The sequence below is a fragment of the Sphaerisporangium cinnabarinum genome (genome assembly GCF_055567015.1).
Map to the genome: position 1 here is coordinate 1 of NZ_JBVHRG010000001.1, position 23,739 is coordinate 23,739.

The 23,739-nt window shown below is 76.7% G+C and carries 25 protein-coding genes and 1 pseudogene; 20 read left to right on the top strand and 6 right to left on the bottom strand.

Going from position 1 to position 23,739, the window contains the following annotated elements; all coding sequences use genetic code 11:
• Window positions 1–104 (bottom strand): annotated as a pseudogene (locus tag ACZ4MO_RS00005) (superoxide dismutase); the annotation flags it as partial.
• 199 nt (window positions 105–303) lie between these two features.
• Between ACZ4MO_RS00005 and arfB the strand changes: the two are divergent.
• Window positions 304–741 (top strand): alternative ribosome rescue aminoacyl-tRNA hydrolase ArfB, encoded by a 438-nt coding sequence (gene arfB, locus ACZ4MO_RS00010; protein WP_175010162.1) that lies wholly within the window; start codon window positions 304–306, stop codon window positions 739–741.
• A 99-nt stretch (window positions 742–840) separates the two neighbouring features.
• Here the strand turns inward: arfB and ACZ4MO_RS00015 are convergent, their stop codons facing one another.
• Window positions 841–1,470 (bottom strand): putative glycolipid-binding domain-containing protein, encoded by a 630-nt coding sequence (locus tag ACZ4MO_RS00015; protein WP_255437412.1) that lies wholly within the window; start codon window positions 1,468–1,470, stop codon window positions 841–843.
• 61 nt (window positions 1,471–1,531) lie between these two features.
• On the opposite strand from ACZ4MO_RS00015, the gene ACZ4MO_RS00020 reads away from it, so the two are divergent.
• The gene (locus ACZ4MO_RS00020; RefSeq protein WP_175010160.1) at window positions 1,532–1,951 is read left to right on the top strand and encodes a VOC family protein; all 420 of its coding nucleotides are present in this window, start codon (window positions 1,532–1,534) and stop codon (window positions 1,949–1,951) included.
• Here ACZ4MO_RS00020 and ACZ4MO_RS00025 read toward each other — a convergent pair.
• Window positions 1,948–2,532, bottom strand: a complete 585-nt coding sequence (locus ACZ4MO_RS00025) for a helix-turn-helix transcriptional regulator (protein ID WP_209829398.1) — start codon at window positions 2,530–2,532, stop codon at window positions 1,948–1,950. The genes ACZ4MO_RS00020 and ACZ4MO_RS00025 overlap by 4 nt on opposite strands.
• A gap of 228 nt (window positions 2,533–2,760) precedes the next feature.
• Here ACZ4MO_RS00025 and ACZ4MO_RS00030 point away from each other — a divergent pair, with 228 nt between their 5' ends.
• The 16 genes from ACZ4MO_RS00030 (at window position 2,761) to ACZ4MO_RS00105 (ending at window position 18,840) form a co-directional block, all read left to right on the top strand.
• Window positions 2,761–4,584 (top strand): fatty acyl-AMP ligase, encoded by a 1,824-nt coding sequence (locus tag ACZ4MO_RS00030; protein WP_222592440.1) that lies wholly within the window; start codon window positions 2,761–2,763, stop codon window positions 4,582–4,584.
• Window positions 4,581–4,847, top strand: coding sequence for a phosphopantetheine-binding protein (locus tag ACZ4MO_RS00035; RefSeq protein WP_175010158.1), 267 nt, complete (start codon window positions 4,581–4,583; stop codon window positions 4,845–4,847). The genes ACZ4MO_RS00030 and ACZ4MO_RS00035 overlap by 4 nt, the downstream gene beginning before the upstream one ends.
• A complete protein-coding gene (locus ACZ4MO_RS00040; protein ID WP_175010157.1) occupies window positions 4,844–5,863 on the top strand; it encodes a 3-oxoacyl-[acyl-carrier-protein] synthase III C-terminal domain-containing protein in 1,020 nt (339 codons plus the stop codon). Before ACZ4MO_RS00035 ends, ACZ4MO_RS00040 begins: the two co-directional genes overlap by 4 nt.
• Window positions 5,860–7,308 carry a preATP grasp domain-containing protein gene (locus tag ACZ4MO_RS00045; RefSeq protein ID WP_175010156.1) on the top strand — a complete coding sequence of 483 codons (1,449 nt, stop codon included), beginning with the start codon at window positions 5,860–5,862 and terminating at the stop codon, window positions 7,306–7,308. Before ACZ4MO_RS00040 ends, ACZ4MO_RS00045 begins: the two co-directional genes overlap by 4 nt.
• Complete coding sequence (locus tag ACZ4MO_RS00050; RefSeq protein ID WP_175010155.1) at window positions 7,305–8,624, top strand: alanine racemase; 1,320 nt, start codon at window positions 7,305–7,307, stop codon at window positions 8,622–8,624. Before ACZ4MO_RS00045 ends, ACZ4MO_RS00050 begins: the two co-directional genes overlap by 4 nt.
• Window positions 8,625–8,696: 72 nt before the next feature.
• Window positions 8,697–8,981, top strand: a complete 285-nt coding sequence (locus tag ACZ4MO_RS00055) for an acyl carrier protein (protein ID WP_021482864.1) — start codon at window positions 8,697–8,699, stop codon at window positions 8,979–8,981.
• A gap of 37 nt (window positions 8,982–9,018) precedes the next feature.
• On the top strand, window positions 9,019–9,954 hold the full coding sequence (locus ACZ4MO_RS00060) for a hypothetical protein (RefSeq protein WP_175010154.1): 936 nt from the start codon (window positions 9,019–9,021) through the stop codon (window positions 9,952–9,954).
• Window positions 9,951–10,685: an acyl-CoA dehydrogenase gene (locus tag ACZ4MO_RS00065; RefSeq protein WP_175010153.1), complete on the top strand. Its 735-nt coding sequence runs from the start codon at window positions 9,951–9,953 to the stop codon at window positions 10,683–10,685. The genes ACZ4MO_RS00060 and ACZ4MO_RS00065 overlap by 4 nt, the downstream gene beginning before the upstream one ends.
• Window positions 10,682–11,830, top strand: a complete 1,149-nt coding sequence (locus ACZ4MO_RS00070) for an acyl-CoA dehydrogenase family protein (protein WP_175010152.1) — start codon at window positions 10,682–10,684, stop codon at window positions 11,828–11,830. The genes ACZ4MO_RS00065 and ACZ4MO_RS00070 overlap by 4 nt, the downstream gene beginning before the upstream one ends.
• Window positions 11,831–11,936: 106 nt before the next feature.
• Window positions 11,937–13,349 carry an MATE family efflux transporter gene (locus tag ACZ4MO_RS00075; protein WP_186810522.1) on the top strand — a complete coding sequence of 471 codons (1,413 nt, stop codon included), beginning with the start codon at window positions 11,937–11,939 and terminating at the stop codon, window positions 13,347–13,349.
• Complete coding sequence (locus ACZ4MO_RS00080; RefSeq protein WP_175010150.1) at window positions 13,346–15,199, top strand: hypothetical protein; 1,854 nt, start codon at window positions 13,346–13,348, stop codon at window positions 15,197–15,199. The genes ACZ4MO_RS00075 and ACZ4MO_RS00080 overlap by 4 nt, the downstream gene beginning before the upstream one ends.
• Complete coding sequence (locus ACZ4MO_RS00085) at window positions 15,196–15,894, top strand: HAD-IA family hydrolase (RefSeq protein WP_175010149.1); 699 nt, start codon at window positions 15,196–15,198, stop codon at window positions 15,892–15,894. Before ACZ4MO_RS00080 ends, ACZ4MO_RS00085 begins: the two co-directional genes overlap by 4 nt.
• Window positions 15,891–16,595 (top strand): 4'-phosphopantetheinyl transferase family protein, encoded by a 705-nt coding sequence (locus tag ACZ4MO_RS00090; RefSeq protein ID WP_175010148.1) that lies wholly within the window; start codon window positions 15,891–15,893, stop codon window positions 16,593–16,595. The genes ACZ4MO_RS00085 and ACZ4MO_RS00090 overlap by 4 nt, the downstream gene beginning before the upstream one ends.
• Window positions 16,592–18,076, top strand: a complete 1,485-nt coding sequence (locus ACZ4MO_RS00095; RefSeq protein WP_175010147.1) for a condensation domain-containing protein — start codon at window positions 16,592–16,594, stop codon at window positions 18,074–18,076. Before ACZ4MO_RS00090 ends, ACZ4MO_RS00095 begins: the two co-directional genes overlap by 4 nt.
• Before the next feature lie 107 nt (window positions 18,077–18,183).
• Window positions 18,184–18,447: a GlsB/YeaQ/YmgE family stress response membrane protein gene (locus ACZ4MO_RS00100; protein ID WP_009863124.1), complete on the top strand. Its 264-nt coding sequence runs from the start codon at window positions 18,184–18,186 to the stop codon at window positions 18,445–18,447.
• A gap of 45 nt (window positions 18,448–18,492) precedes the next feature.
• Window positions 18,493–18,840 (top strand): STAS domain-containing protein, encoded by a 348-nt coding sequence (locus tag ACZ4MO_RS00105; RefSeq protein WP_175010146.1) that lies wholly within the window; start codon window positions 18,493–18,495, stop codon window positions 18,838–18,840.
• Between the two features lie 25 nt (window positions 18,841–18,865).
• On the opposite strand, the gene ACZ4MO_RS00110 is transcribed toward ACZ4MO_RS00105, so the two are convergent.
• Window positions 18,866–19,780 carry an ArgP/LysG family DNA-binding transcriptional regulator gene (locus ACZ4MO_RS00110; protein ID WP_175010145.1) on the bottom strand — a complete coding sequence of 305 codons (915 nt, stop codon included), beginning with the start codon at window positions 19,778–19,780 and terminating at the stop codon, window positions 18,866–18,868.
• Window positions 19,781–19,848: 68 nt separating this feature from the next.
• On the opposite strand from ACZ4MO_RS00110, the gene ACZ4MO_RS00115 reads away from it, so the two are divergent.
• On the top strand, window positions 19,849–20,502 hold the full coding sequence (locus tag ACZ4MO_RS00115; protein ID WP_175010144.1) for a LysE family transporter: 654 nt from the start codon (window positions 19,849–19,851) through the stop codon (window positions 20,500–20,502).
• 64 nt (window positions 20,503–20,566) lie between these two features.
• Here ACZ4MO_RS00115 and ACZ4MO_RS00120 read toward each other — a convergent pair whose 3' ends face one another.
• Window positions 20,567–20,953 carry a hypothetical protein gene (locus ACZ4MO_RS00120; protein ID WP_074804450.1) on the bottom strand — a complete coding sequence of 129 codons (387 nt, stop codon included), beginning with the start codon at window positions 20,951–20,953 and terminating at the stop codon, window positions 20,567–20,569.
• A 156-nt stretch (window positions 20,954–21,109) separates the two neighbouring features.
• The gene (locus tag ACZ4MO_RS00125) at window positions 21,110–21,847 is read right to left on the bottom strand and encodes a phosphotransferase (RefSeq protein ID WP_175010143.1); all 738 of its coding nucleotides are present in this window, start codon (window positions 21,845–21,847) and stop codon (window positions 21,110–21,112) included.
• A gap of 104 nt (window positions 21,848–21,951) precedes the next feature.
• Between ACZ4MO_RS00125 and ACZ4MO_RS00130 the strand changes: the two genes are divergently transcribed.
• Complete coding sequence (locus tag ACZ4MO_RS00130) at window positions 21,952–23,700, top strand: SpoIIE family protein phosphatase (protein ID WP_175010142.1); 1,749 nt, start codon at window positions 21,952–21,954, stop codon at window positions 23,698–23,700.
• Window positions 23,701–23,739: the final 39 nt, after the last annotated feature.

Below are 23,739 nucleotides of genomic sequence, written 5' to 3' on the forward strand. Positions count from 1 at the left end.
GCCTGGTGGTGCTTGGAGTGGTGCAGCTCCATGATCCGCCCGGAGATGTGCGGCTCGAGCGCACCGTAGTCGTAGGACAGCTCGGGGAGAGTGTAGACAGGCATGGTTCCTCAGGTTCCTTCCGTCGGTATGCAGCCACGCTAGGACCTCGACCACGGTTGAGGTCAAGGTGGGCGCGCTGTGATCTTGCAGGTCGGACGGGTCGTCCCGCGCGTCGAGCGGCCCGGGCTGCCCGGCGGCCAGGGCGCCAGGTCCGGCGGATTCCGCTGGGGCTCGGGGACCGTCGTCGGGCACGATGGACGGATGCCCGACGACGCCCGCCCCGGCCTGCGCGTGACGACCAGCCTGGTCGTGCCCGAGGCGGAGCTGTCGTGGCGGTTCTCGCGCTCGTCCGGGCCCGGCGGGCAGGGCGTCAACACGACGGACTCGCGCGTCGAGCTGTCGTGGGACGTCGCACGGTCGGCGGTGCTCACGGAGGCCCAGCGGGCGCGGATGCTGGACCGCCTGGGGCGGCGGGTCGTGGACGGCGTCGTCACCGTCGCGGCGTCGGAGCACCGCGAGCAGCGACGCAACCGCGAGGCGGCGCGCACCCGGCTCGCGGCGCTGCTGGCGGCCGCCGTCGCACCGCCCGGGCCGACCCGGCGGGCGACGCGGCCCACGCGTGGGTCCGTCGAGCGGCGGATCGCCGCCAAGAAGCGGCGGACCGACGTCAAGCGCCTGCGCCGCCCTCCGCACGACTGACGGGGGCTCGGCTCGCCGACCACGACCCTGCCCCCGGTCGAGCACGACCCTGCTGTCGTTCTCGACGTGAGAACGACGGCAACCTCGTGGTCGGCGGGGTCAAAGGCGGCGCGCGAGCTCCGGGTAGTCCACGACCAGACCGTCGGCGTCGACGGTGAGGTCGGCCGTGAAGTCCCGCGTCGCGCTCGTGTAGGTGACGACGCCCTGCCCGGTCGCGGGGTCGAGCGGCTCGCGCGCCGCGTAGACCTGGTCGCTGCGCAGGACGCGCAGCGACGGCACCTCGACCCAGGCCATGACGAGGTGCGTCTCGTGCGCCGGCGGGTCGTCCCCGAGCAGGCCGAGCCGCAGGATCGGCATCGTGTTCGTCACCGGGCAGAGCGCGATGTCGCAGTCCAGCGCCCCGTCGAGCGTGGCCGGGTCCGCCACACCGGGCGCGGCCAGGCCCGACGGCGGCGTCCCCGCCTCGCGCACGTCGGCCCGCCACGCGCCGTCGGGCGTCCGGACGAGGTCGAGGTGCCGCGACCACCCGAGGCCCCGCACCGACACGTCGAGGTGCTCCGTGACCCAGCCCGGCCCGGTGCGCAGCGCCCACGCCGTCGCGTACGTCGTCGCGCGCGACGTGCCGAGCGCGGCCAGGCGGTCGCCGCGCACGGTGACCGTCGCCGCCTCGAGGCGGTCCGGGTCGTCGTCCCAGCCGGTCCATGCGACGTGCCTCGTCCGTGGGCTCACGCCGGTCAGTGTGGGCCGAAAAGCCGGTGCCCGCGCGGCGAGCGCGTGGCAGGGTCGCGCCATGACCTCTCGTATCTCCCACACCACGTTCGACGCGCGGGACGCCTACGCGCAGTCCGTCTTCTGGGCCCAGGTCCTCGGGTACACCGACGTGCCCGGTGACCCGAACCTCCCCGGCCACGAGGAGTGCATGATCGTCCCGCCGGCCGACGCGACGACGCCCACCGAGAGCCGTGGGCACGTCCTGTTCGTCGAGGTGCCCGACGACAAGCAGCTGAAGAACCGCGTCCACCTCGACCTGCGGCCCACCGACGGGTCGCGCGAGGAGGAGGTCGAGCGCCTGCTCGCCCTCGGCGCGACCCAGGTCGCCGACCGCCGCACGCCCGACGGCGGCGGCTGGGTCGTCCTCGCCGACCCGGAGGGCAACGAGTTCTGCATCCTGCGCAGCGACGCCCAGGTCGCGGCGGACGCGGCGCGCTAGCGGTCGGTCATCCGGATCCAGCCGCGCTGCGCGGCCCGGACGCCGGCCTCGAACCGGCTGGTGGCGCCGAGCCGCCCCATGAGGCCGGCGGCGTGACGGCGCACGGTGCGGGGCGAGACGCCGAGCCGGACGGCGACGGCGGTGTCGGTCTTGCCCTCGGCGAGGAGCCGCAGCAGCGTGTCCTCGCTCGGGGCGAGCGCGTCGCCGTCGGGCCGCGCGCGGTCCCACTCGGACTCGGCGAGGGCGCGGAGGGCGGCGACGGCGTCGCGGTCCGTCACGGCGCGCGTGCGGCCGGGGCGCGCCACGAGCACGACGGTGTCGTCGAGGGCGACGAGCGACACCGGGAGGGTGGTGGCGACCCGGCGCTCGACCGCGGGGGCGCCGCCCGCACCGCCGACGCCGAGCGTCACGACCCGGAGGCGTGCGGCGTGGCGGGTGCGCTCGCGGACCCGGACCCACAGCGGCTCCGGACAGTCCTCGCTGCCGTCGTCGAGGACGAGGACGTCGTGCGCGCGGCGCAGCGCGAGGGCCCGCGCGGAACGGCGGGCCCCGAGGACCGGGTCCCGCTCCGTCGAGGTCACGCCGTGTGACTGTAGTCGACCCCGGCAACGGTCCCGGGTCGTCCCGCGGTGCGGACCGATGTGACAGCTTGCGGGCAAGAGAAGGCTTCTGTCCTCTTCCGGCCAGCCGAATTTGTTTACACCGCGAGCAACCGCTGCGAGGCTTCCCCCGGACCGCCGGGCGGGGTGCGTGCTGCCTGGTGTCCGCGTGCGTCGGGACGGTCCCGGCGCCGGCGAGCAGGGGGCGACGTGGGCGTGCTGCCGGACGACCGGACTCTCGTGGACCTCGTCCGCGACCACGTGCGCGAGCGCCCGGACCACGCCGCGGTCGTCGTCGTGCCGGAGGTGGGGGAGCGGCGCACGCTCACCTACGCCGAACTCGACATGCAGGCGGCGGCGCTCGCGGCGCGCCTCGCAGCCCGGCACCAGCCCGGCGACCGGGCCCTGGTCCTCTACTCCGCCACCGCGTCGTTCGTCGTCGGGCTCCTCGCGTGCTTCTCCGCCGGGCTGGTCCCCGTCCCGTCGCCCCTCCCGGGCGGGCAGGCGTACCAGCGCGAGCGCGTGCGGGGCATGCTCGCGGACTGTGACGCCGCGGTGGTGCTCGTCGACCCGACCGCCGCGACCGAGACGACGGAGTGGGCCGCGCCGCTGCGGCGGGCCGACGGCGGCCCGGTCGTCGTCACCGTGGTCGACGGCGCGACGGACGGCCCGGCACGGCGTGACCGCCCCGGCCCGCAGGACGTCGCGTTCCTCCAGTACACCTCCGGGTCCACGAGCAGCCCCAAGGGCGTCGTGGTCACGCACGCGAACGTGCTGCACCACCACGACGCCTTCACGACGGCGCTCGACCTCGTCCCGGACGACGTCTTCTGCAGCTGGCTCCCCGGGTACCACGACTTCGGGCTCGTCGGGATGCTCCTGGTGCCGCTGGGCCTCGGGGCGACGGCGGTCGTCGTGCCCTCGACGTCGTTCCTCAAGCGCCCGGTCCGCTGGCTCTCCGCCATCACCGAGACGGGGGCGACCGTCACGGCGTCGCCGAACTTCGGTTACGACCAGTGCGCGCGGCGCGTGCGCGACGACCAGCTCGCCGAGCTCGACCTGTCCCGCCTGCGCTGGGCGCTCGGGGGTGCCGAGCCGGTCGACCCCGCCGTCCTCGACGCGTTCACGCGCCGGTTCGAGGCCGTGGGCTTCCGCGGGTCCGCGCACGGCCCCGGGTACGGCCTCGCGGAGGCGACGCTGACCGCCACGTACCCCGACAGGCGGCTCCCGCTCGTCGTCACGGCGGACGAGGCGGCGCTCGCCGACGGCCGCCTGGTCGTGACGGCGGAGGCGTCGTACCTGTCCGCGCTCCCCGACGCCACGGCGGCGGCCGTCGACCCCGGCGTGCGCCTCGTGTGCTGCGGCGTGCCGAGCGGGGTGGACCTGCGGGTCGTGGACGCCGAGGGCGCCACCCTGCCGGACGGCGCGGTCGGCGAGGTCTGGCTGCGCGGCGGCAGCGTCGCGGCCGGGTACTGGGGCGACGCGTCGGCGGCCGCGACGGCGGAGACCTTCGGCGCCGTCGCCGCGGACGGCACGGGCCCGTGGCTGCGGACCGGCGACCTGGGGGCGATGCACGACGGGCAGCTCGTCGTCACGGGCCGCATCAAGGAGCTCCTCATCGTCGCGGGACGCAACCTCTACCCGTACGACCTCGAGCGCGAGCTGCGCCGTCTGCACCCCGGGGCCGAGGGGCGGCCGGGCGCGGTGTTCGAGGCGGACGGTCGGCCCGGCACGCTGTGCGCGGTCCAGGAGTTCCGCCCCACGCCGGGCGCCCGTGCGGACGGGGCGGCGAGCGCCGAGGAGGAGCTGGACGCCGTCGTCCGCCAGATGGCGGCCCACCTCGCTACGGTCTCGGGCGCCACGGTGCACGACGTCGTCCTCGTGCGTCCCGGCCAGGTGCCGCGGACCACGAGCGGCAAGATCCAGCGCGGCCGGGCGCGCGACCTGCACGGTCGGGGCGACCTGGCCGAGCTCCACTCCCTGCGCGCGGCCCGGGCCCGCGCGCACCCCGAGCTCGCAGGGACCCGATCATGACCGCACCCCGCCACGACGCCTTCGACGACCTCGTGCTGCGCCACGTCGCCACCGCGCTCGGCGTCGCCACCGCCGACGTGGACCCGGGGGCCGACCTCGCCGGTCTCGGCCTCGGATCGGTCCAGGTGCTGGCGCTGCTCGGCGACCTGGAGGACGCTCTCGGCGTCGACCTCGACCCGGAGGCCGTCGTCGACAACCCGACGCCCCGCGCGCTCGCGGCGCACCTGCGCAGCGTCGTCGACGTCCCCGGGACGGCGGCATGACGACCCTCGTCGACGTCGGCGCGCACGTGCCCGCGACGCGCGTGCCGATCCGCGACCTCGCCGACGAGCTGGGCCTCGACCACCTCGAGCTCGGCGTGTTCGAGCGGTTCTTCGGGCTGCGCGAGGTGTGCACGGCGCCGGGGCAGACCCTCACCGACCTGCTCGTCGCCGCGGCGCGCGCGGTGCCCGGTCTCGCGGGCAACGAGCACCGCGTGCGGTACGTGCTGGGGGCGCGGACCATCGCGACGGTCGCCCCGGTCGGGGCGAACCCCCTGCACGACGCCGCGGCGCGCCTCGGCCTGGACCACGCGGTCGTGTGGACGCTCACCCAGCACGCGTGCGCGTCGGCGCTGCTCGCGGTCGACCTCGCGGGGCGCCTCCTCGCGTCGGACGGCGACCCGGACGCGCTCGCGCTCGTGCTCACGGGCGAGAAGGCGTTCAGCCCGGGCTCCCGGCTCATCGAGGGCACGACGATCATGGGCGAGGGCACGGCGGCGTGCCTCGTCGCGGCGTCGGGCCCGACTGTCGGCGGGTCGGTGCGCACGCCGGGCAGCCCCGTCCTCGCGTACGCGACCCGCACGCTGGGCGAGTACCACCAGGTGCCGCTGCCCGAGGACCTCGCGGGCCCGTTCGGCGTCGCGTACACCGAGGTGCTGGCCGAGGTCGTGCTCGAGGCGGTCGAGCGCGCGGGCCTCACGCTGGACGACCTCGCGCTCGTCCTGCCGCACAACGTCAACCGCGTCTCCTGGCGGCGGCTGTGCGCGCGCCTCGCCCTCCCGCTCGCGCGCGTCCGGCTCGACGACGTCCCGGTGACCGGCCACTGCTTCGGGGCGGACTCGTTCATCGGCTACGCCGCGGCGCGCACCGAGGGTCGGCTGCGGCCCGGCGACCCGTTCCTCATGGTCGCCGTCGGGCTGGGCGCCACGTTCTCCGCCATGGTCCTGCGCCACGAGGGCTCCGACACCTCCGAGGGCTCCGAGAGCGACGCGGTCCACGACACGAAGGAGCAGGCATGACGGTCGAGCAGGTGACGGGGACCGCCTCGCACGCGTCGGCGGCGGTCGGCCGCGAGCCGTTCCTCGCGCGCGCCAAGCGCGCGCTCGCGGGCGCGCCCGACGCGCCGCTCGTGCTGCTGGGGAACTTCGAGGTCGAGGACGCGTGGGCGGTCGGCGAGGTCGGCCTGCCCACGGTCGGCGGCGCGTCGGCGACGGCTGCGCTCGTCCACCGCATGGACGAGCTCGCGCTGCTGCTCGCCGGCCCGCGCGACCACGTCGTGCTCAAGGCCGAGCCCGACCCCGACCACCTCGCGCACCTGGACGCTCTCGGCGTCGGGTTGCCCACGGTGCACGTCGCCGGGTCGAGCGACCCCCTGCGCACGGTGACGCTCGACGCCCTCGACTCGCCCGCGCTGCTCGCGCGCCTCGGGGAGCTCGCGGCGGGCGGCGTGCGGCTCCTCGCGCACGGGACGTCGTCGGCCGAGGAGGACCTCGCGACGGCGACGGGCCTGCGCTCGGTGCTCCCCGACGCGGCGACGACCAAGACCGTCAACAGCAAGGTCTACAGCCGCGGCCTGTGCGACGAGCTGGGCGTCGAGCAGGCGCGCGGCTGGGCGTGCCGGACCGTCGAGGACTTCGAGCGCGCATGCGCCGAGGCCGCGCGGCTCGTCGCGGACGGCGCGACCGTCGGCGTCAAGGACGCGTACGGCGTCTCGGGCAAGGGGATCCTCGTCGTCGACGACCCGCGCCGGCTCGACCAGCTCGTGCGCATGGTCGCGCGCCGGGCCGCGCGCTCGGGCGACGACCGCCTCGCCGTCGTGGTGGAGGTCTGGGCCGACAAGGCGGCGGACCTCAACTACCACTTCACCGTCGCGCGCGACGGCTCGGTCACGTTCGACTTCGTCAAGGAGGCGATCACGGAGGGCGGCGTCCACCAGGGCCACCGCATCCCGTCGCGCCTGCCCGCGGACCAGGTCGACACGCTGGCCGAGCTGTCCGGGCGTCTCGGCACGCGTCTCGCGGCCGACGGCTTCCACGGCCTCGTCGGGGTCGACGCGCTCGTGCGCACGGACGGTCGGCTCCTGCCCGTCCTCGAGATCAACGCGCGCAGCAACATGTCGACGTACACCGTCCCGCTCCAGGAGCGGTTCCAGCCGGACGGGTGGGTCGCGCTCGCGCGCCAGTACCCGCTGGTGCTCGACGCTCCGCTCCCGTTCGCGGCGCTCCACGACCTCCTCGGGGACCTGCTGCCGGGCGCCCCCGGCGAGGCGGGCCTCGTCGTCCAGGGGACGGGCACCGTCAACGCGGGTGCGCCGGGCCCGACGCCGGGCGCCACGTTCGCGGGCCGCCTCCACGGCCTCCTCGTCGCGCCCGACGACGAGACCCTGACCCGCCTCGACCGCGCCGTGACGGAGCGGCTGGCCTCGCGGCCCTCCGCCCGCCCCACCGAAGGAGACGCCCGATGACCACGACGCCGACCCGGCCGACGACGCCCGGGAGCGCGGACCTCGCCGCGGTCGCGGAGCGGTACGGGACCCCCGTGTACGTGTACGACGGCGACGTGCTCGCCGCGAACTACCGGGCGCTGCGCGAGCGGCTGCACCCCGCGCTGGGGATCTTCTACTCGCTCAAGGCGAACCCGAACGTCAGCGTCTGCGGGCTGCTGCACGCGCTCGGCGCGAACGCCGAGGTGTCGTCGCTCGCCGAGCTGCGCACCGCGCTCGCCGCGGGCGTCGCGCCGCAGGACGTCCTGTTCCTCGGCCCCGGCAAGAGCCGCGACGAGCTCGTCTCGTGCCTCAACTCGGGCGTGCGCGCGATCATCGTGGAGTCGCTCCCCGAGCTCGCGCTCGTGGACGAGCTCGCGCAGGCGGTGGGACGGCCCGCGCGCGTCGTGCTGCGCGTCAACCCGTCGTTCTCCGTGAAGGGCTCCGGGCTCACGATGGGCGGCAAGCCGCGCCAGTTCGGGATCGACGAGCAGCAGCTCCTCGACGCGCCCGACCTGTGCGCCGGGCTCACCGCGGCCCGCGTCGTGGGCGTCCAGGTGTACCTGGGGACGCGCATCCTCGACGAGGGCACGATCGCCGAGAACACGACGCGGATCTTCGACCTCGCGGAGCGGCTCGCGGAGCGCCTGCGGTTCCCGCTGGAGCTCGTCGACGTCGGCGGGGGCCTGGGCGTCGCGTACTTCGAGCGCGAGCGCGACCTCGACGTCGAGGTCCTCACCGCGGCGCTCAACCCCGTCGTCGAGGCGTTCGTGCAGCGCCACCCCCGGACCGACCTCGTCATGGAGCTCGGCCGCTACCTCGTGGCGCTCTGCGGCACGTACGTCGCGCGCGTGCGGTACGTGAAGGAGTCCATGGGCGAGCGGTTCGCCGTGGCCGACGGCGGCACGAACCACCACATGGCGGCCGTCGGCATCGGGTCGTTCGTCAAGCGCAACTTCCCCATGCGCCGCGTCGGGCCCGCCTCGACCGCCGAGGACGTCGCGTGGAACGTCACCGGTCCCCTGTGCACCCCCAACGACACGATCGGCAAGGCCGTGGCCCTCCCGGCCGACCTCGCACCGGGCGACCTCGTCGCCGTGGAACGCTCCGGCGCGTACGGCGCGACGGCGTCGCCGGTGCACTTCCTCAGCCACGGGTACCCGGCCGAGGTCCTCACGCTGGGCGACGAGACGTTCCTCGTCCGGCACGCGGACACGCCCGACGACCTCCTCGCGCGCCAGGTGTTCCACGACCTCGGCGCGCGGGTCGAGCCCGTCGCCGCCGGCGCCGTCCCCTGACCCGCCGCCCGTCCGCCGTCGTCCAGCCACCGCCCGCCCCGCGGGCGCCGACCCACCACCGGAGGAACCATCGTGAGCACCAGCACCGAGCCGCAGGAGGCCCTCGGCCGCGAGCGCGTCGTGGGGGCCGTCGTCGAGGCGCTGTCGAGCGTCCTCGGGCGACCGCTGCCCGACGTGACCGCCACGACGCGCCTGTTCGACGACCTCGACCTCGACTCCACGAGCGTCCTCGGCCTGCTCATGGCCCTCGAGGACTCCCTCGACATGGAGGTCGACCCGGAGTCGCTCGAGCAGCACCACCTCGAGACGGTCGGCTCGCTGACGGACTTCGTCGTCGAGCACTCGACCCGGAACTGACGTGCCGTCCGGGGGCAGCGGCGCCGGAGCCTCGCGGGTGTCCCGGCCGCGCGGGGACGGGCTGCGGGTGCGGGCGGTCGTGGACGTCCCGGTCGACGACCTCGCGCCCGTCGGGGACGGGACGCGGCGCTCGGTCGCGGAGGACCTGCGCTACGTCTACGGCGAGGACCAGCCGACGGACTGGCTCGAGGACGGGCCTGGCCGCGACTACCCGACGATGATCCGCGCCGCGCGCGCGGCCCTCGGCGGGCGCGGTCTGCTCGACGACGTGCGCCTCGTCGTGCTCGTCGTGACGACACCCGACCTTCAGCACGAACGGCTCCTCGGCGGGTTCGTCGCGGACCTGTTCGACGGCGGCCCCTTCACCTTCTGCGTCACGGAGCAGGGGGTCGCGGGCCCGTTCACCGCGCTGCGGCTCGCGGGCGAGCTGCTCGCCGACGGCGGGCCGGGCGTCGGGTCGGACGGCGGGTCGGGCGATGCAGCGCGTGGTGGGACGGCCGTCGTGCTCGTCCTCGAGCAGTGCACGCTCCCGCCCACGGCGACGCGCGTCCCGGCGCGGGACCGCGTGGTGGCGCTCGTCGTGGGGCGCGACGGCGCGGGGCGGCCGGTCGAGGACCTGTCGGTCGTGCGGGTGCCGCGAGGTCCGCGTCCCGCGGGTCGCGGCGCGTCGGCGGAGGCGTCCGCCGCGCCCCGGAAGGTGGGCCCGGACGCCCGGCGCGTCGTCCTCGGCGTCGACGTGGAACTCGCCGACGTGCCCCTGCTCGACGGCGACGTCGTGCGGCACACCGCCCGCGGGGCCGCGGCGACGGGCGTCTGGGAGGTGCTCGCGGACGACGACGCCCCGGACGCGCCCGTCGTGCTGCACGAGCGGTGCGTCGAGCTCGGCTACCGCTGCTCGCTCGCCCTCGGTCCGTGGTCGGCCGCGACGTCCCGCGAGACCGACGGCCGCGCCCGCGAGGCGGTGCTCGCATGAGCACGGGGATCGTCTCGCGAGACGCGGGCACGGTGGGTGCCGACGTCGTGGCGACCGGGGTCCCCGGGGTGCGCGACGTCGCCCGAGAGCAGGGCGCGGTCGCGGCGCTCGTCGCGCTCGCCGCGGTGCTGCCGGTCGCGGTGCTGCCGGGCGAGTGCGTCCTGCTGCCCGACGCCGTCGCCCCGCCGCCCAGGTCGGTGCTGCTGGGCGAGGTGCTGTCGGACGCCGGCCCGCTGCTCGCGTGGCGCGCGGCGTCCGAGACGGTGGACGACCGACGTGCCCGTGCCGCGGACGCCGCGTGGCGCGTCGGCGTGGCGTGGGCGCGGACGGGCCTGTGCGAACGGTTGACCGACCGTGCCGTCGACCGGCTCCGCGGCCGGAGCATCGGCGGCGCGGCGACGGTGAACCTGCCGCCGGTGCGCCTCGTCCTCGCGGACGCGGCGCTCGCGCACCTGGAGGCGCAGGCCCTGCTGGCGCGCGTGACCGCGGAGCCCGGGGAGCCGGCGGGGCGCGGGGGGCCGGCGGACGCCGGGCCGGTCCCCGCGGCGACGCTGGCGCGCGTCACCACGGTGCTCGACCGCGCGTCGCGCGCCGTCCACAACCTGTTCGGCGCCTCGGGGTTCGTCGACGGCGAGGCGGCCCGGCTGTCCCGCACGATCGACCTGCTCGGCCACGCGAGCGGCACGCTGCCGACCGCGGCCACCGGCGGCGGGGAAGGGGAGGACGCATGACCACCGTCGATCTCGGCGCGCTGCGGGACCACCTGCGCCCCGTGGCCGCCGCGCTCCGCGAGCGCGCGCTCGCGGTCGACGCCGACCCGGGAGCCCTGCACGCGCTCCTCGACTCTGGTGTGCTGCCCTACCGGCAGCTCGGCGGCTTCCCGCCCGGCTACCTCGACGACCCGCTGCGCGTGCGGGGCGTGCCCGTGCTCGTGCGCACGTGCGTCGAGCGCGCCGTCGTCGCGGAGACGCTCGCGTGGGGCGACGCGTCCGTCGTCGTCGGGGCGCCGGGGCCGTCGATGTCCGGGGTCGTCGTGGACGACCTCGCGGACGACGAGCAGCGCGACCGCTTCTACCGGCACGTCGCGCAGCCGCGCACCTGGACGTTCTTCGGGCTCACCGAGCCCGACCGCGGCTCGGACGCCGCCGCGCTCGAGACCGCGGTGGTCGCAGAAGGCGTCCTGCGCGGCCACAAGAAGTACGTCGGCAACGTCGCCCGCGCGAGCCTCGGCGTCGTGTTCGCGCGGCACCGCCCGGGTCCGCTCGGGGTCGGGGTGTACCTCGTCGACACCGCGCGCCCGGGCTTCGACGCCGCCCCGCTCGTGACGACGGGCATGCGGGCCGTGCAGCTCGGCGAGGTGCGGCTGCGCGACGTGCCGCTCCGCCCGGAGGACACCCTGGGCCGGCACCTCTCGCCGTCGCGCCGCGGGCTCCTCGGTGCGGTCCGCACGTTCAACCGGCTGCGGCCCGTCGTCGCGGCGCTGGCAGTGGGTGTCACGCAGGCGGCGCTGGACTACGTGCGGGCCGAGCGGTCGTCGTTCCGGGCCGACGAGCGCCGGCTGCTCGAGACGTTCGACGACCGCCTCCACGCGGCCCGGGCCCTCGTGCTCCAGGCGGCGCGCGGGGCCGACGCCGACCCGGCGGACGGGACGCTGCCCGCGGCGGCGAAGGCCACGGCGCTGGACCTCGCGGACGAGGTCACCCGCACGGTGCCCGCGCTGCTCGGCCCCGGTGCACGCTGGGAGCACCCGTACGTCGACAAGCTCGTCCGGGACGTGCCCGGGCTGGAGATGATGGAGGGCACGCGGACCGTCCAGCGGCTCACGCTCGCCCAGGGCTGGCTGCAGGGCAGGGCACGGCATGCCGAGCTGGTCTAGGGCTGCAGGAAGGGCGCCGGCCTTGCCCGCACCCGGGCCTGATCCGCACGCCGCCGCGCCGCTGGACGGGGCGGGCGGCTCGGATGCTGCCGGAGGCTCGCGCGCGGTGGGCGCCCCGACGGACGTGTCGGTCCCGTCGGTCCCGTCGGTCGCGAGGCTGCGTCGTCGCGTCCTGCGGCTCGCGGGCCCGATCTGCGCCGCGCTCGTCGTCGGGGCGCTCGCGCAGCTCGTCGTGGCGGCACTGCTCGGCCACATGGGCGACGACGCCCTGTACGTGCGCGCGCTGTTCATCCCCGTGACGTTCCTCGTCCTCGCGGTCCAGGAGGGCCTCGACGTCTCGACGCAGGTCGGGTTCGCTCGCCTGCGCGGCGCGCGCGACGGGGACGACGCGCCGACGTCCGCGACGACGGCGCTCCTGGGCCGGTTCGTGGGTGCGGGCACCGCGGTGCTCGGCGCCGTGGCGCTGCTCGTCGTCCTCGCCGCCCCGGCGCTCGCGACCGTGCTCGCGGTGCCGGGCCCGCTCGTCGCGGAGTTCGTGGCGTTCGCGCGCTGGACGGTCGTCGCGAGCGTCCTGTCCGTGCCGACGGCGGTGGCGGCCGCCGCGCTGCGCGGCTGGGGCCGCACGGGCGCGTCGGCGACCGTGGCGCTGCTCGTCGCCGGGCTGCAGGTCGTCGTCGTGTGGCTGGCCGGGCTGGTCGGCGGGTTCGGCGTCCTCGCCGTCCCGGTCGCGATCACGGGGTCGACCCTCGTGGGCGCGGGCGTCGCGTGGGTCCTCCTCGTGCGCGCGCGCCTCCTCCCGAGCCCAGGACGGCCGACGCGCGGCGTCGCGCGACCGGGCGCGGCGGACCACCGGGGCGTCGACGTGCGCGCGCTCCTCCTCGGCGTCGGCCTGCCGGTCGGCCTGTCCTACCTCCTGCTCACCGTGACGAACCTCGTCATGGTGTGGGTGCTCGGGCCGTCGGGGACCGCCGTCGTCGCCGGGTTCGGCGGCGCGGCGACGGTCCAGACGCTCGTCGTCGTGCCGGCCATCGGCCTCGCGGCCGCGGTGAGCATCGTCATGAACCAGCAGTGGGGTGCGGGCGCGCTCGGTCTCCTGCCGCGCACGTTCCGCGCCGGGACGGTCGTGGTCGCGGGGACGTACGTCGTCGTGGGCGGCCTCGTCCTCGCGGCGGCACCCCTCCTCGCGGGGCAGCTCTCCGCCGACCCGGAGGTCGCCGCGCAGGCGGCGCTGTACCTGCGGGTCGTCGGGCCGTCGTACGCGGGCGTCGGCCTCGTGCTGTACCTCGTGACGCTGCTCGAGCAGCTCGGCTACGGGCGCGTCGCCGTGACGCTCAACGTGCTCTACCACGCGGTGTCGCTCGGGGTCGGCGGGGCGCTCGCGCGGTCGGGCGGCGGGCCCACCGCGCTGTACACGACGATCGCGGTGACGAACGTCGTCGGGCTGGCCGTCCTGCTCCCCGTCGCGGTGCACCTCGTGCGACGACGCGCGGGCAGCCGGGTGCGGCAGGGTACGCCGTGACGGCCGGAGCGGCGGTCGCGCGCGCCGGGGAGCCCGGGCCGGGAACGGCCACGACCGGCGGAGAGGGCCGCGACCCGGTGCTGAGCGTCGTCGTCATGCACCACCCGGCGCGGGGCGACGTGTCCGGCCTCGTGCGTGCGTGCGCGCCGCTGGACGTCCGCGTCGTGGAGGACCCCGACCCGGACGGTCCGCCCAGCCCGCTGCGCACCGCCAAGCGCGCCTGGGCCGCCGTCGCGCCGGATGCGACGCACCACCTCGTGCTCCAGGACGACGTCACGCCCGTCGCGGGCTTCGCCGCACTCGTCCGGCGGGCCGTGCGGGCCCGCCCGCGGCACGCCGTCGCGCTGTACTCGAACTGGAACAGCCCGCGCAACGCCTACCTCGTGCGCGCCGCCGCGGCCGCGGGCCAGGCCTGGGCGCCGCTGGGCCACGACGAGTGGGTGCCGACCCTCGGCCTCGTGCTCCCCGCCGACGGCGCCCGACGCCTCGCCGCGCACCTCGCGACCCTGCCCGACGACGCGCGCGACGACGACGAGGCCGTCGTGACGTTCTGCGCACGCGAGGAATACCCGGTCGTCGCGACGCTGCCGCACCTGCTCGAGCACGGCGACGGCCCCAGCCTCGCGGGCAACGACGCGCACGGCGCCCGCCACGCCACCGTCCCGGCGGGCGACGTCGTCGACCCGGACGCGTGGGACCGTCCGGGGCCGGAGCGCACGCCACCGCGCACGCCCGCGACCCTGCGGTCGGTCGCCGTGACGCTCGACCGGTCGCGCTGCACGCTGCGCGTCCTGCGTCCGGCGGTGGGCGAGCCGCTCGAGCACCCGTTCGGGTGGGGCTGGGACGCGTGGGCGGGGTGGCTCGGCGTCGACCCGGCGGTCGTCGCGCACGACGTCGCGGCGCTCGCCGCCGGGGTCTGCCCGGAGCTCGGGGGTGTCGCGCCCGCAACGCTCGTCGAGCTCGGCGCGGCGTGCTGGCTGCTCGGGTCCGACGTCGCGCGCACGGACTGGCCGCCGCCCGCCGGCCCGGGGACGACGGCGCACCGCGCGGCCGCGGTGCGGACGTGGGTGCTCTCGGGGCTGCTCCCCGCCGACCGCCCCGAGGGCCGGGTGGACGAGCTCGTCGCGTTCGGCCTCGACGCGCTCGCCGCAGGCACGGCGTGGGCGGTGACCAGGGCTTCGGCCTCCGCCGTGGGCGGCGCGTCCCCCGCGGGACACGCCCGGCCCGATCCGGCCGTTCTCGACGACCGACCCGACCTGGCCGCTCTCGACGACCGGCTCGACCCTGCCGCCCTCGACGCGGTGCGGCTCCTGGCCGAGCGGGACGCGGCCGTCGTCTGCCGCGCGGCCGGTCCCGCGGTGCCGGTGCGGGTCGTCGTGCACGACTGCGCGTCGTGCGGTGCGCAGGCCGCGGACGCCGTCGCCGACCTCGCCGCGCACGGTGACCTCGACGGCGCGGCCGAGCACGCCGTCGCGGCCGAGCACACCGCGGCGGCCGCCGTCGAGCCGGAAACCGCCGACGTCCGGGCGACGGTCGAGGTCCTCGCGTGCGAGCGGCTGGAGGTGCGCGGGCTCCTCGGCCTCGTGCCGGGCGGACGGCACGTCTCGCGCGGGTTGTGGGCTGCTCGCCGCGCGTCGGCCACGGGCGAGGAGCGGCTCGACGCCGCCGACCTCCTCGTGGCGCTGGTGGACGAGGCGTCCGGCCTCCCCGTCGTGGCCCGAGCGGTGGGCGCGCCGCTCGGCCGCCCGAGCCGTGCGCCGCTCGGGCTCCAGCATGCGACGGGTGCCGCGCAGGAGTACGCCGACCGGTACGCCGCTGCGCGGTCCGCGCGCGCGGCGGAGCTGCTGTGAGCGGCGGCCCGGCAGGGGGGTGGCGGTGGCGCGGGGACGCGCTGCTGCTCGATCTCGACGGCACGCTCGTCGACTCGTCCGCCGCGATCGAGCGCCACACGCTCGCGTGGGCCGCGCGCCTCGGGCTCGACGGCGCGGCCGTCGTCGCCGCGTCCCACGGGCGGCGCGACGTCGAGGTCGTCCGCCTCGTCGCGCCGGGCGCCGACGTCGCGCGCGAGGTCGCGTGGCTGCACCGCCTCTCGTGCGACGACACGGAGGGCGTCGTCGCCGTGCCGGGCGCGGCCGACCTGCTGGCCGGGCTGGACCCGCGCACGTGGACCGTCGTGACGTCGGCGGCGCGCGAGGTCGCGCTCGCGCGCCTCACGGCGGCCGGGCTGCCGGTGCCGGGGCGCCTCGTGTGCTCGGAGGACGTGACGCGCGGGAAGCCCGATCCCGAGGGTTTCCGCGCCGGGGCCGGGCTGCTCGACGTCGACCCACGGCGGTGCCTCGTGCTCGAGGACTCGGCGGCGGGCGTGGCGGCGGGGCGCGGGGCGACGGCGGCGGTGCTCGCCGTCGGGCCGGAGCCCGTGCCGGGGGCGCATCACCGCGTGCCGGACCTGCGGCCGGTGGCGGCGCGGCCGCTGCGCGGCGGGCTGGAGGTCGTCGTGCGGGTCGACCGCGCTCTGCGTGACGCCGGGCTGGAGGTCGTGGCGTGAACGGTGCCCGCGAGGTCGAGGTCTGGTCCGTCGACACGACGGTCCCCGTGCCAGGCGGCGAGACCCTCCTCGGCCCGGCCGAGCGCGCGCGGTCCGCGCGGTTCGTGTCCGGCGTCGACGCGTCCCGCTACGTGCACGCCCACGTCGCCGCCCGGACGATCCTCGCGCGCCGCACGGGGCTCTCACCGGCGGACGTCGGGTGGGAGGTGGGGCCGCACGGGAAGCCGGGACCCGTCGTCGGGCAGCGGTGGAACCTCAGCCGGAGCGGGGGGCACGCGCTCGTCGCGCTCGCCGCCGCCGACGTGGGCGTCGACGTGCAGGTGCGCGACCCCCGCGTCGACGTGGCCCGTGTCGCGGCGCGCTACCTCGCCCCCGCTGGACGGACCGCGGGAGCCGCCGACGACTGGCGGCGCCTCGCGCGCCTGGAGGCGTGCGCCAAGGCGGTCGGCGGGCGCCTGCTCGACGTGCTCGGGCTCGACGTCACGACCCCCGGGCTCGTGCGGGCCGACGGCGGCGCGTGGCACGAGCAGGAGTGGTGGGTGACCGACGTACCGGCCCCGGGCGGCGCCGTCGCCGCGTGCGCGACGCCCGGTGCGCGCCCGCACGTGTGCCGCGTCCGGGCGTGGCCGGGTGAGCAGCGCGACCGCCGCCGCACGGTCCGGGTCCCGCAACCGGTCGCCGCAGGGGAGGGGTTCCGATGAGGGTCGTGCACCGGGTCGAGGTCCGTGGCCCGGCGGGCGAGGGGCCCGCCACGTGGGGACAGACCGCCATCCGGCGGGCGCTCGCGGCGCTCGCGCCGCAGGACCACCAGTTCAACCTCGTCTGGGGCGGTCCGCTCGACCGTCCGCTGCCCGTCGCCGCGGCGGTCGAGGTCGTGCGGGCGCTCGTCGAGCGCCACGACTCCCTGCGGACGCGGGTCCACGCGCGGGGCGACGGCTTCGTCCAGGAGCTCTGCGGCGCCGGGGAGGTGGAGGTCGTCGAGGAGCGGGTCGACGACCTCGACGCCGTCGCCGTGCGCGGCGCACGGATGCGCCACGAGCTCTGGGGCCGGGCGTTCGACTACGCGACGGACCTGCCCGTGCGAGCCGGTCTCGTGACCGTCGACGGCGCGGTGCACCACACGGTGCTCGTCGTCGCGCACACCGCCCTCGACGGGTGGGGCCTGCCCGTGCTCGACGCCGACCTCACGGCCCTCGCCGCCGGGACCGTCCCGCCGGAGCGGGCCGCGTGGACGCCGCTCGACGAGGCGGCCTGGCAGACGTCGGACGCGGGCCGACGGCACGACGCCGCCGCCCGCGCGCGTACCTTGCGCACGATGCGGGCCGCGCCCGTCGAGATCTTCCCGCGGGGGAGCATCGCCGCCGGGACCATCGACGGCGGGAGCACCGCCCGCGAGGGCGCAGGAGACGGGAGCACGGACGGCGGCGGCGCGGTGGCCGCCGCGCGGCCGCGCTACCGGCAGGCCGTCCTGCGGTCGATGCGGCTCGGTCCCGCCGCCGAGCGCGTGGCGGCCCGGTGGCGCACGAGCACGTCCGGGGTGCTGCTCGCGGCGTCGTGCCGAGTGCTGGCCGCCGCCGCGGGCCGGGACGACCTCGCTCTCCAGGTCATGGTGAGCAACCGGTTCCGCCCGGCGCTCGCGGACGCCGTCGTGACGACCGCGATGGAGGGGTTGCTCCACGTCGACGGTCTCGACGCCCCGCTCGAGGAGGTCGGGCCGCGCGTCTGGCGGGCCGCGATGACGGCGTACCGCTCGGCGTACTACGACAAGGACCTGCTCCGGCGCGAGGCCGCCGCCGACCCGACGACCGCGCACGACGGGACCTGCTGGTACAACGACCGGCGCGGCACCGGGCCCGACCGGACGCTGCGCGCACGACCGACGCGGTCACGGCGGCTGGCGTGCGCCGACGCGTCCGACGAGCAGGGCGGCGTCACGCTCACGCTGCACCTCGTGGACGCGCCGGGCGGCGGCGTCGACGTCGTGCTGACGGCGGACGCCACACGCCTCGACGACGCGACCGCGGAGTCCGTGGTGCGGGACGTCGAGCGCACGGTCCTGGCGGCCTCCCGGACCCCGCCGACGGCGGGGCCCCGACCCACCCGCGACGCGCCTCGTGACCTGCCCCCCGACGCGGCCGTGCCTCCGCCCGCGGGGCCCGCGACCGCGCGTCGGGCGGTGTGACGTCCGCAACGTGGTGCGGCTGAGGTGGCGCCAGCGCGTGCGAGGAGTGCCGGACCCTGGGAGTGTTCACGTCCGCAGGGGGAAACCGACATATCGGAGGAGAACTCATGGGTTGGATCGCGTACATCGTCCTCGGCCTCGTGGCCGGTCTCATCGCCCGTGCCGTCCTGCCGGGCAAGCAGACCGGATCGGTGATCATCACGATCCTGCTGGGCATCCTGGGCGCGCTGCTCGGTGGGTGGCTCGGCTCGGTGTTCTTCGGGACCTCGCTGGGCGACCTGGGCGACTTCCGCACCTGGCTCCTCGCCATCCTGGGCTCGCTCATCACGCTCGGCGTGTACGGTGCGGTCACCCGGAACAACCGGGGCTGACCGTGCGCACGGCGCACCGTCGGTGACGTCGGGGACGGGAGCGTCGTGGGGAGCACTGGCACCGGGGGAGTCCGCGTCGAGGACGGTGGCCGTCGCTGGGTGATGTGGGGCCAGATCGACTTCGCCGTCACCCACGAGGTCAAGTCACGGCTCGCCGCCACGATCGACGGCCGCCCCAAGACGGTCGACCTCTCGGCCGTGACGTTCATGGACTCGTCCGGGCTGCACCTGCTCCTCATGAAGGTGACCGAGGAGTCGCGACCGCGGCTCCTCGGTGTCCCGCCCCAGGTGCTCGAGATCCTGGAGTTCAGCCACGCGCTCGACCTCGTCGAGATCGTCGGCCCCGACGAGGTGCCCCCGCCCGACGAACCGGCCGGCGCGCTGGCCGGCTGACCGACCGCCCGCGGCGCGCGACGTGCTATCCCAGCGCGTCGCGCGCCGCGCGTGCGACAGCCGCCGCGAGCCGGTCGAGCGACGCAGAGTGCAGCCGCCACTGCTGCCAGTGCTGCGGAACCTCCGTCGCCCGCGCGTCGTCGAAGCCGACGAGGCGCCCGGCCCGCTCGGCACGGGCGCTCTGCAGGTCGGGCAGCATCCCCCAGCCCATGCCGAGCTCGACGGCCCGGCGGAACTCGTTCGAGGCGGGGACGTAGTGGCGCGGCGGCTCGAGCGCGGTGCCTGCCTCCTCCGCCCGGAGCCGCAGGTAGCGCTCCTGGAGGTCGTCCTTGCGGTCGAACGCGAGGACGGGCGCCCGGGACAGCGCCGCGGCCGTCGGGCCGTCCGGGAACCACCGCTCGACGAACGCCGGGCTCGCGCAGGGCCGGTACCGCATCTGGCCCAGGAGGGTCGACCGGCAGCCCGGCACCGCGTCCGCGACCGACGTCACCGCCGCCACCGCCGTCCCGTCGCGCAGGAGCCCGATCGAGTGCTCCTCGTCCTCGCGCAGCACCTCCAGCCGTGCCCATCCCGCCGCCTCGGCCAGGGCGGGCAGCGCCCACGTCGTGAGCGCGTCCCCGGAGACGACGAGCGTGATCTCCGGCAGCGCGGCCGGGTCGCCCGTGTCCTGCCCGTCCCGTCCGATTCCCAGCTCCGCGAGCACGTCCGCCTGCTGCAGCGCGAGGTGGCGTGCGTGGCGCACGAGCACCCGCCCGGGCGCGGTCAGCTCGGCGGGCTTGCCCCGCCGCACGAGCACCTGGCCGACGGCGGCCTCCAGCGCGCGCATGCGCTGGCTCACGGCCGACGGCGTGACACCGAGACGGCGCGCCGCGGCGTCGAACGTGCCGGTCGCGGCGATCGCCTCGAGCGCGCGGAGCTGGTCGGGCTGCAGGTCCACCATGAGCGGATCTTACGGTTCTGCAGAATCTGTCGCTGTACTTCAGGAGTGCTGGTCCCTACCGTCAAGGGGTGCTCGCCCTCCTCGCGCCCCTCGCCGCCGGCCTCGCGGCCGGGCTGTCCCTCATCGTCGCGATCGGCGCGCAGAACGCGTTCGTGCTGCGTCAAGGGCTCCGGCGCGAGCACGTGCTGCCCGTCGTCCTCGTCTGCGCGCTCTCGGACCTCGTGCTCATCGCGGCCGGGACGGCCGGCCTCGGCGCGCTGGTGACGGGTGCTCCCGTGCTCCTCACCGTCGTGCGGTGGGGTGGCGCCGCGTTCCTCCTGACGCTCGCGGCGCTCGCCGCCCGACGAGCGCTGCGCCCCGGGGGCCTCGACCCGGCGGCGGGCGCAGGGGCGACGTCGGCGCGGTCGGCGGTGGGCACGTCGCTCGCCCTCACGTGGCTCAACCCGCACGTGTACCTCGACACCGTCCTGCTGCTGGGGTCGCTCGCTGCGGGTTACGCCGCCGCCCACGCGAGCGGGGCGACGGTCGGAGGCGCCGACGCCACCCGGTGGCTGTTCGGCGCCGGGGCGATGGTGGCGAGCGCCGTCTGGTTCACCGCGCTCGGCTTCGGTGCGCGGCTGCTCGCGCCGGTCTTCGCCCGGCCCGGGGCGTGGCGCGTGCTCGACGGCGTCATCGCCCTCGTCATGGCGACGATCGGGGTGTCGCTGCTCCTGGGGGGATGAGCGGACGGGCGCCGGTCACGGTTCCGGGCTGCGAGGTCGTGGGACCATCGCGTCGGGGCTGGCGTCAGGGCGTGGGGTCGAGCTGGTAGAACGTGCGGATGCGCTGCTGGGTCGCCGGGTCGATGCGGCGGCGAGGGCTCGTCGACCCGCCGGCGTGCACCGCGATCCACGAGCGCAGGACCGTCGGCTGGACGTCGACGACGCGCGCGAACTCGTCGACGGTCGGCCACGTGGGCTGCGGCGTGCGGACGCGCGGCCCGCTCGCGGCGAGGTGCAGGTCGTCGCCCCAGGCCATGGCCTCGGCGGTCGACGGGAAGCCTCCGATGCGGCCCGGCGTCGGGTACGGCTTCTCGAGGCACCACTCCGTGCCGCGCGCGACGATGCGGTACGTGCCCTCGGGCGCGTGCGCCTCGTACTCGTCCGGTCCGGTGTTCCCCCAGTTCAGCCCCATGGGCCACATCTTCAGCGGAAAGCGCTGTCAGCGGAAGGGACCTAGGTCAACTTCACCCGCTCCTGCTGCTGGACGCTTGTCCAGTTCGCGTCTAGCGTGAGGAGCAGCCGGTGCCGCATCTCTGCCCCCTGCTGGTGCGGCACCGGCAACCATTCGTCACCCCCGCGGCAGCCGCTCGACGTCCCGGCGGTAGAGCGCCGCGTGCCCCCGCAGGTCGTCGCGGCCCGTCGTCCGGGCCCGCTCCTCGGTCCAGCCCGCGAGGTCGAGCAGGCGCTCGCGCATCGTCCGGAGCACGACGGCGGCCCCCGGCGCCGCGTCCGGCCCGTAGGCCTCCAGCAGATGAGCCAGCCGCTCCTCGGGCCGCACGTCCGCAGGGGCCGGCATGTCCTCGCACCAGCCGCACATCCGGTGGGCCAGGTAGGCGAGGTCCCACGCGCGCGGCCCGGGCGCCGCCATGTCGACGTCGATGAACCCGACGACCCGTTCGCCGTCGTGCACCATGTTGTACGGCGCGACGTCGTTGAGGCACACGACCTCCGCCGGCTCGCGCACCGGCGAGCGCCACACCGCCCCCGGGGGAGCGAAACCGACCGAGGCGTCGTGCACCCGGCGCAGCATCCCGGCCGCCTGCTCGCGCGCCGCGGCCGTCCACACCCAGTCGGGGACGGGCCAGCCGCCCGTCTCGCCGGGGATCCAGCCGAGCACCTCGCGGCCCTGCTCGTCGAGCCCGAGCGGCGCCGGCACGAACGACACGCCCTGCGCGCGCACCCAGGCCAGCAGCGCCTGGACGGTCGGCGTCCACGGGCCCGCCGAGCGCCGCACGGTGTCCCCGCGCCGCACGACGTCGTTCACGGTGCCGCCGGTGAGCTCCTGCTCGGTCGTCGTGTCGTCCATGGCCCCGATCCTGCGCGGTGCGCGGAGCGTGGAACAGCGATTGACGGCCCGTCTCAGCACCCCCCAGGCGCCGGGCGGACGACGCAGCCCACTACGATGCGGAGGTGAACGCGGACGCGAGCTGGTTTGACGAGGCGACGTCGGGCAGCGACGTCGGTCGCCTCGCTCGCGAGGTCGCGTGGGCGGACACCCCGCTGGGGGAGCCCGAGACCTGGCCGGTCGCCCTCCGCCACGCGGTGCGCCTGTGCTTCTCCACCCGGTTCCCCGCGATGCTCGTGTGGGGTCCGGAGCTGACGCTCCTCTACAACGACGGGTACCGGGACCTCCTCGGCACCGACAAGCACCCGAGCGCGCTCGGGGCGCCGGTCCGTGCGGTGTGGCCGGAGATCTGGGACGACATCGAGCCGCTGTTCGACGCGGTGCTCACCGAGGGCCGCGCCACCTGGAGCGAGGACATGCCCCTCGTGATGAACCGCTCCGGCTTCGACGAGGAGACCTACTTCACGTTCTCCTACAGTCCCCTCGTCGACGACGACGGCCAGATCGCGGGCGTCCTCGACATCGTGACCGAGACGACGCGCGAGGTCGTGAACCAGCGTCGCCTGCTCACGCTCGGGGAGCTGCACGCCGTCCTGCCGACGACGGCCGGCAGCCTCGCCGCGTTCGCCCGGCCGGTGGTCGAGGTGCTCGCCCGCAGCGCCGACGTCGCACGTGTCGCGTTCTACGCCATCGACGGTCCGCGCCCGCGCGTGCTCGTCGAGGCGGGCGCCGCCGCCGACGCGACGGAGGCCGACGCCGTCGGGCGCACGCTCAGCACCGGGCAGCGCGAGGTCGCGGCGGGCCGCGTCGTGAAGCCCCTGCGGGACGCGAGCCCGCGGGGCGCCGCGGGCGTGCTGGTCCTCCAGGCGGCGCCCGGCCGCCCGTGGGACGACGACTACGCGCGCTACCTCACCGGTCTCGCCACGACCATCGGTGCGGCGCTGCGCGACGCCGCGCGGATGCGCACGACCCTGGACGAGCTGCGCCGTCGGGCGGAGCGGTCGGAGGAGGAGACGGCGCGCGCCCGCGAGCTCGCGCTCGTGCTCCAGCAGGCGGTGCTCACCGAGCCGCCGCAGCCCGAGGACCTCGAGGTCGCGGTGCACTACCAGCCCGCGACCCACGACCGAGACATCGGTGGTGACTGGTACGACGCGTTCGTGGCGTCCGACGGCGTGACGACCCTGGTCATCGGCGACGTCGTCGGGCACGACCTGGGCGCCGCCGCGACGATGGGCCAGCTGCGCGGCCTGGTGCGCGCCATCGGCTACGACAGCGGCGCGACCCCGGCCCGCCTCCTCGAGCGCGTCGACGCCGCGATCGACGGCCTCGCCCTGGGGATCAACGCCGTGGCGACCGCCGTCGTCGCCCGCATCGAGCAGAGCGACGACGAGCGCTCCCGGGGCGTGCGGACCGTCCGCTGGTCCAGCGCGGGCCACCTGCCCCCGGTCGTCGTCCGCGCGGACGGCGCGGTCGAGGTGCTCACCGTGCGCAACGACCTCCCGCTCGGGCTGCGCCCGGGTGCGGGCCGGCGCGACCACACCGTCGAGCTCGGCACCGACGACACCCTCGTCCTGTACACGGACGGGCTGGTGGAGCGCCGCGGGCACAGCATCCGGGACGACGTCGCGGCGCTCGCCGACGCGCTGCGGGGCCTGGCGGGCGCGAGCCTCGACGACGTGGTGCGGACGGCGCTCTCCCAGGTCCTCCCCGGCGACGGGGAGGACGACGTCGCGCTCGTCGCGCTCCGCACCGGACCACAGGCGGCGGTCGTGCGGCGCGACGTCCCCGGCACCCCGGTGGCCGTCTCGGTCTGAGTCCCGCCGCGCACCGCGCCCGCAGCGGGAGTCACGGCC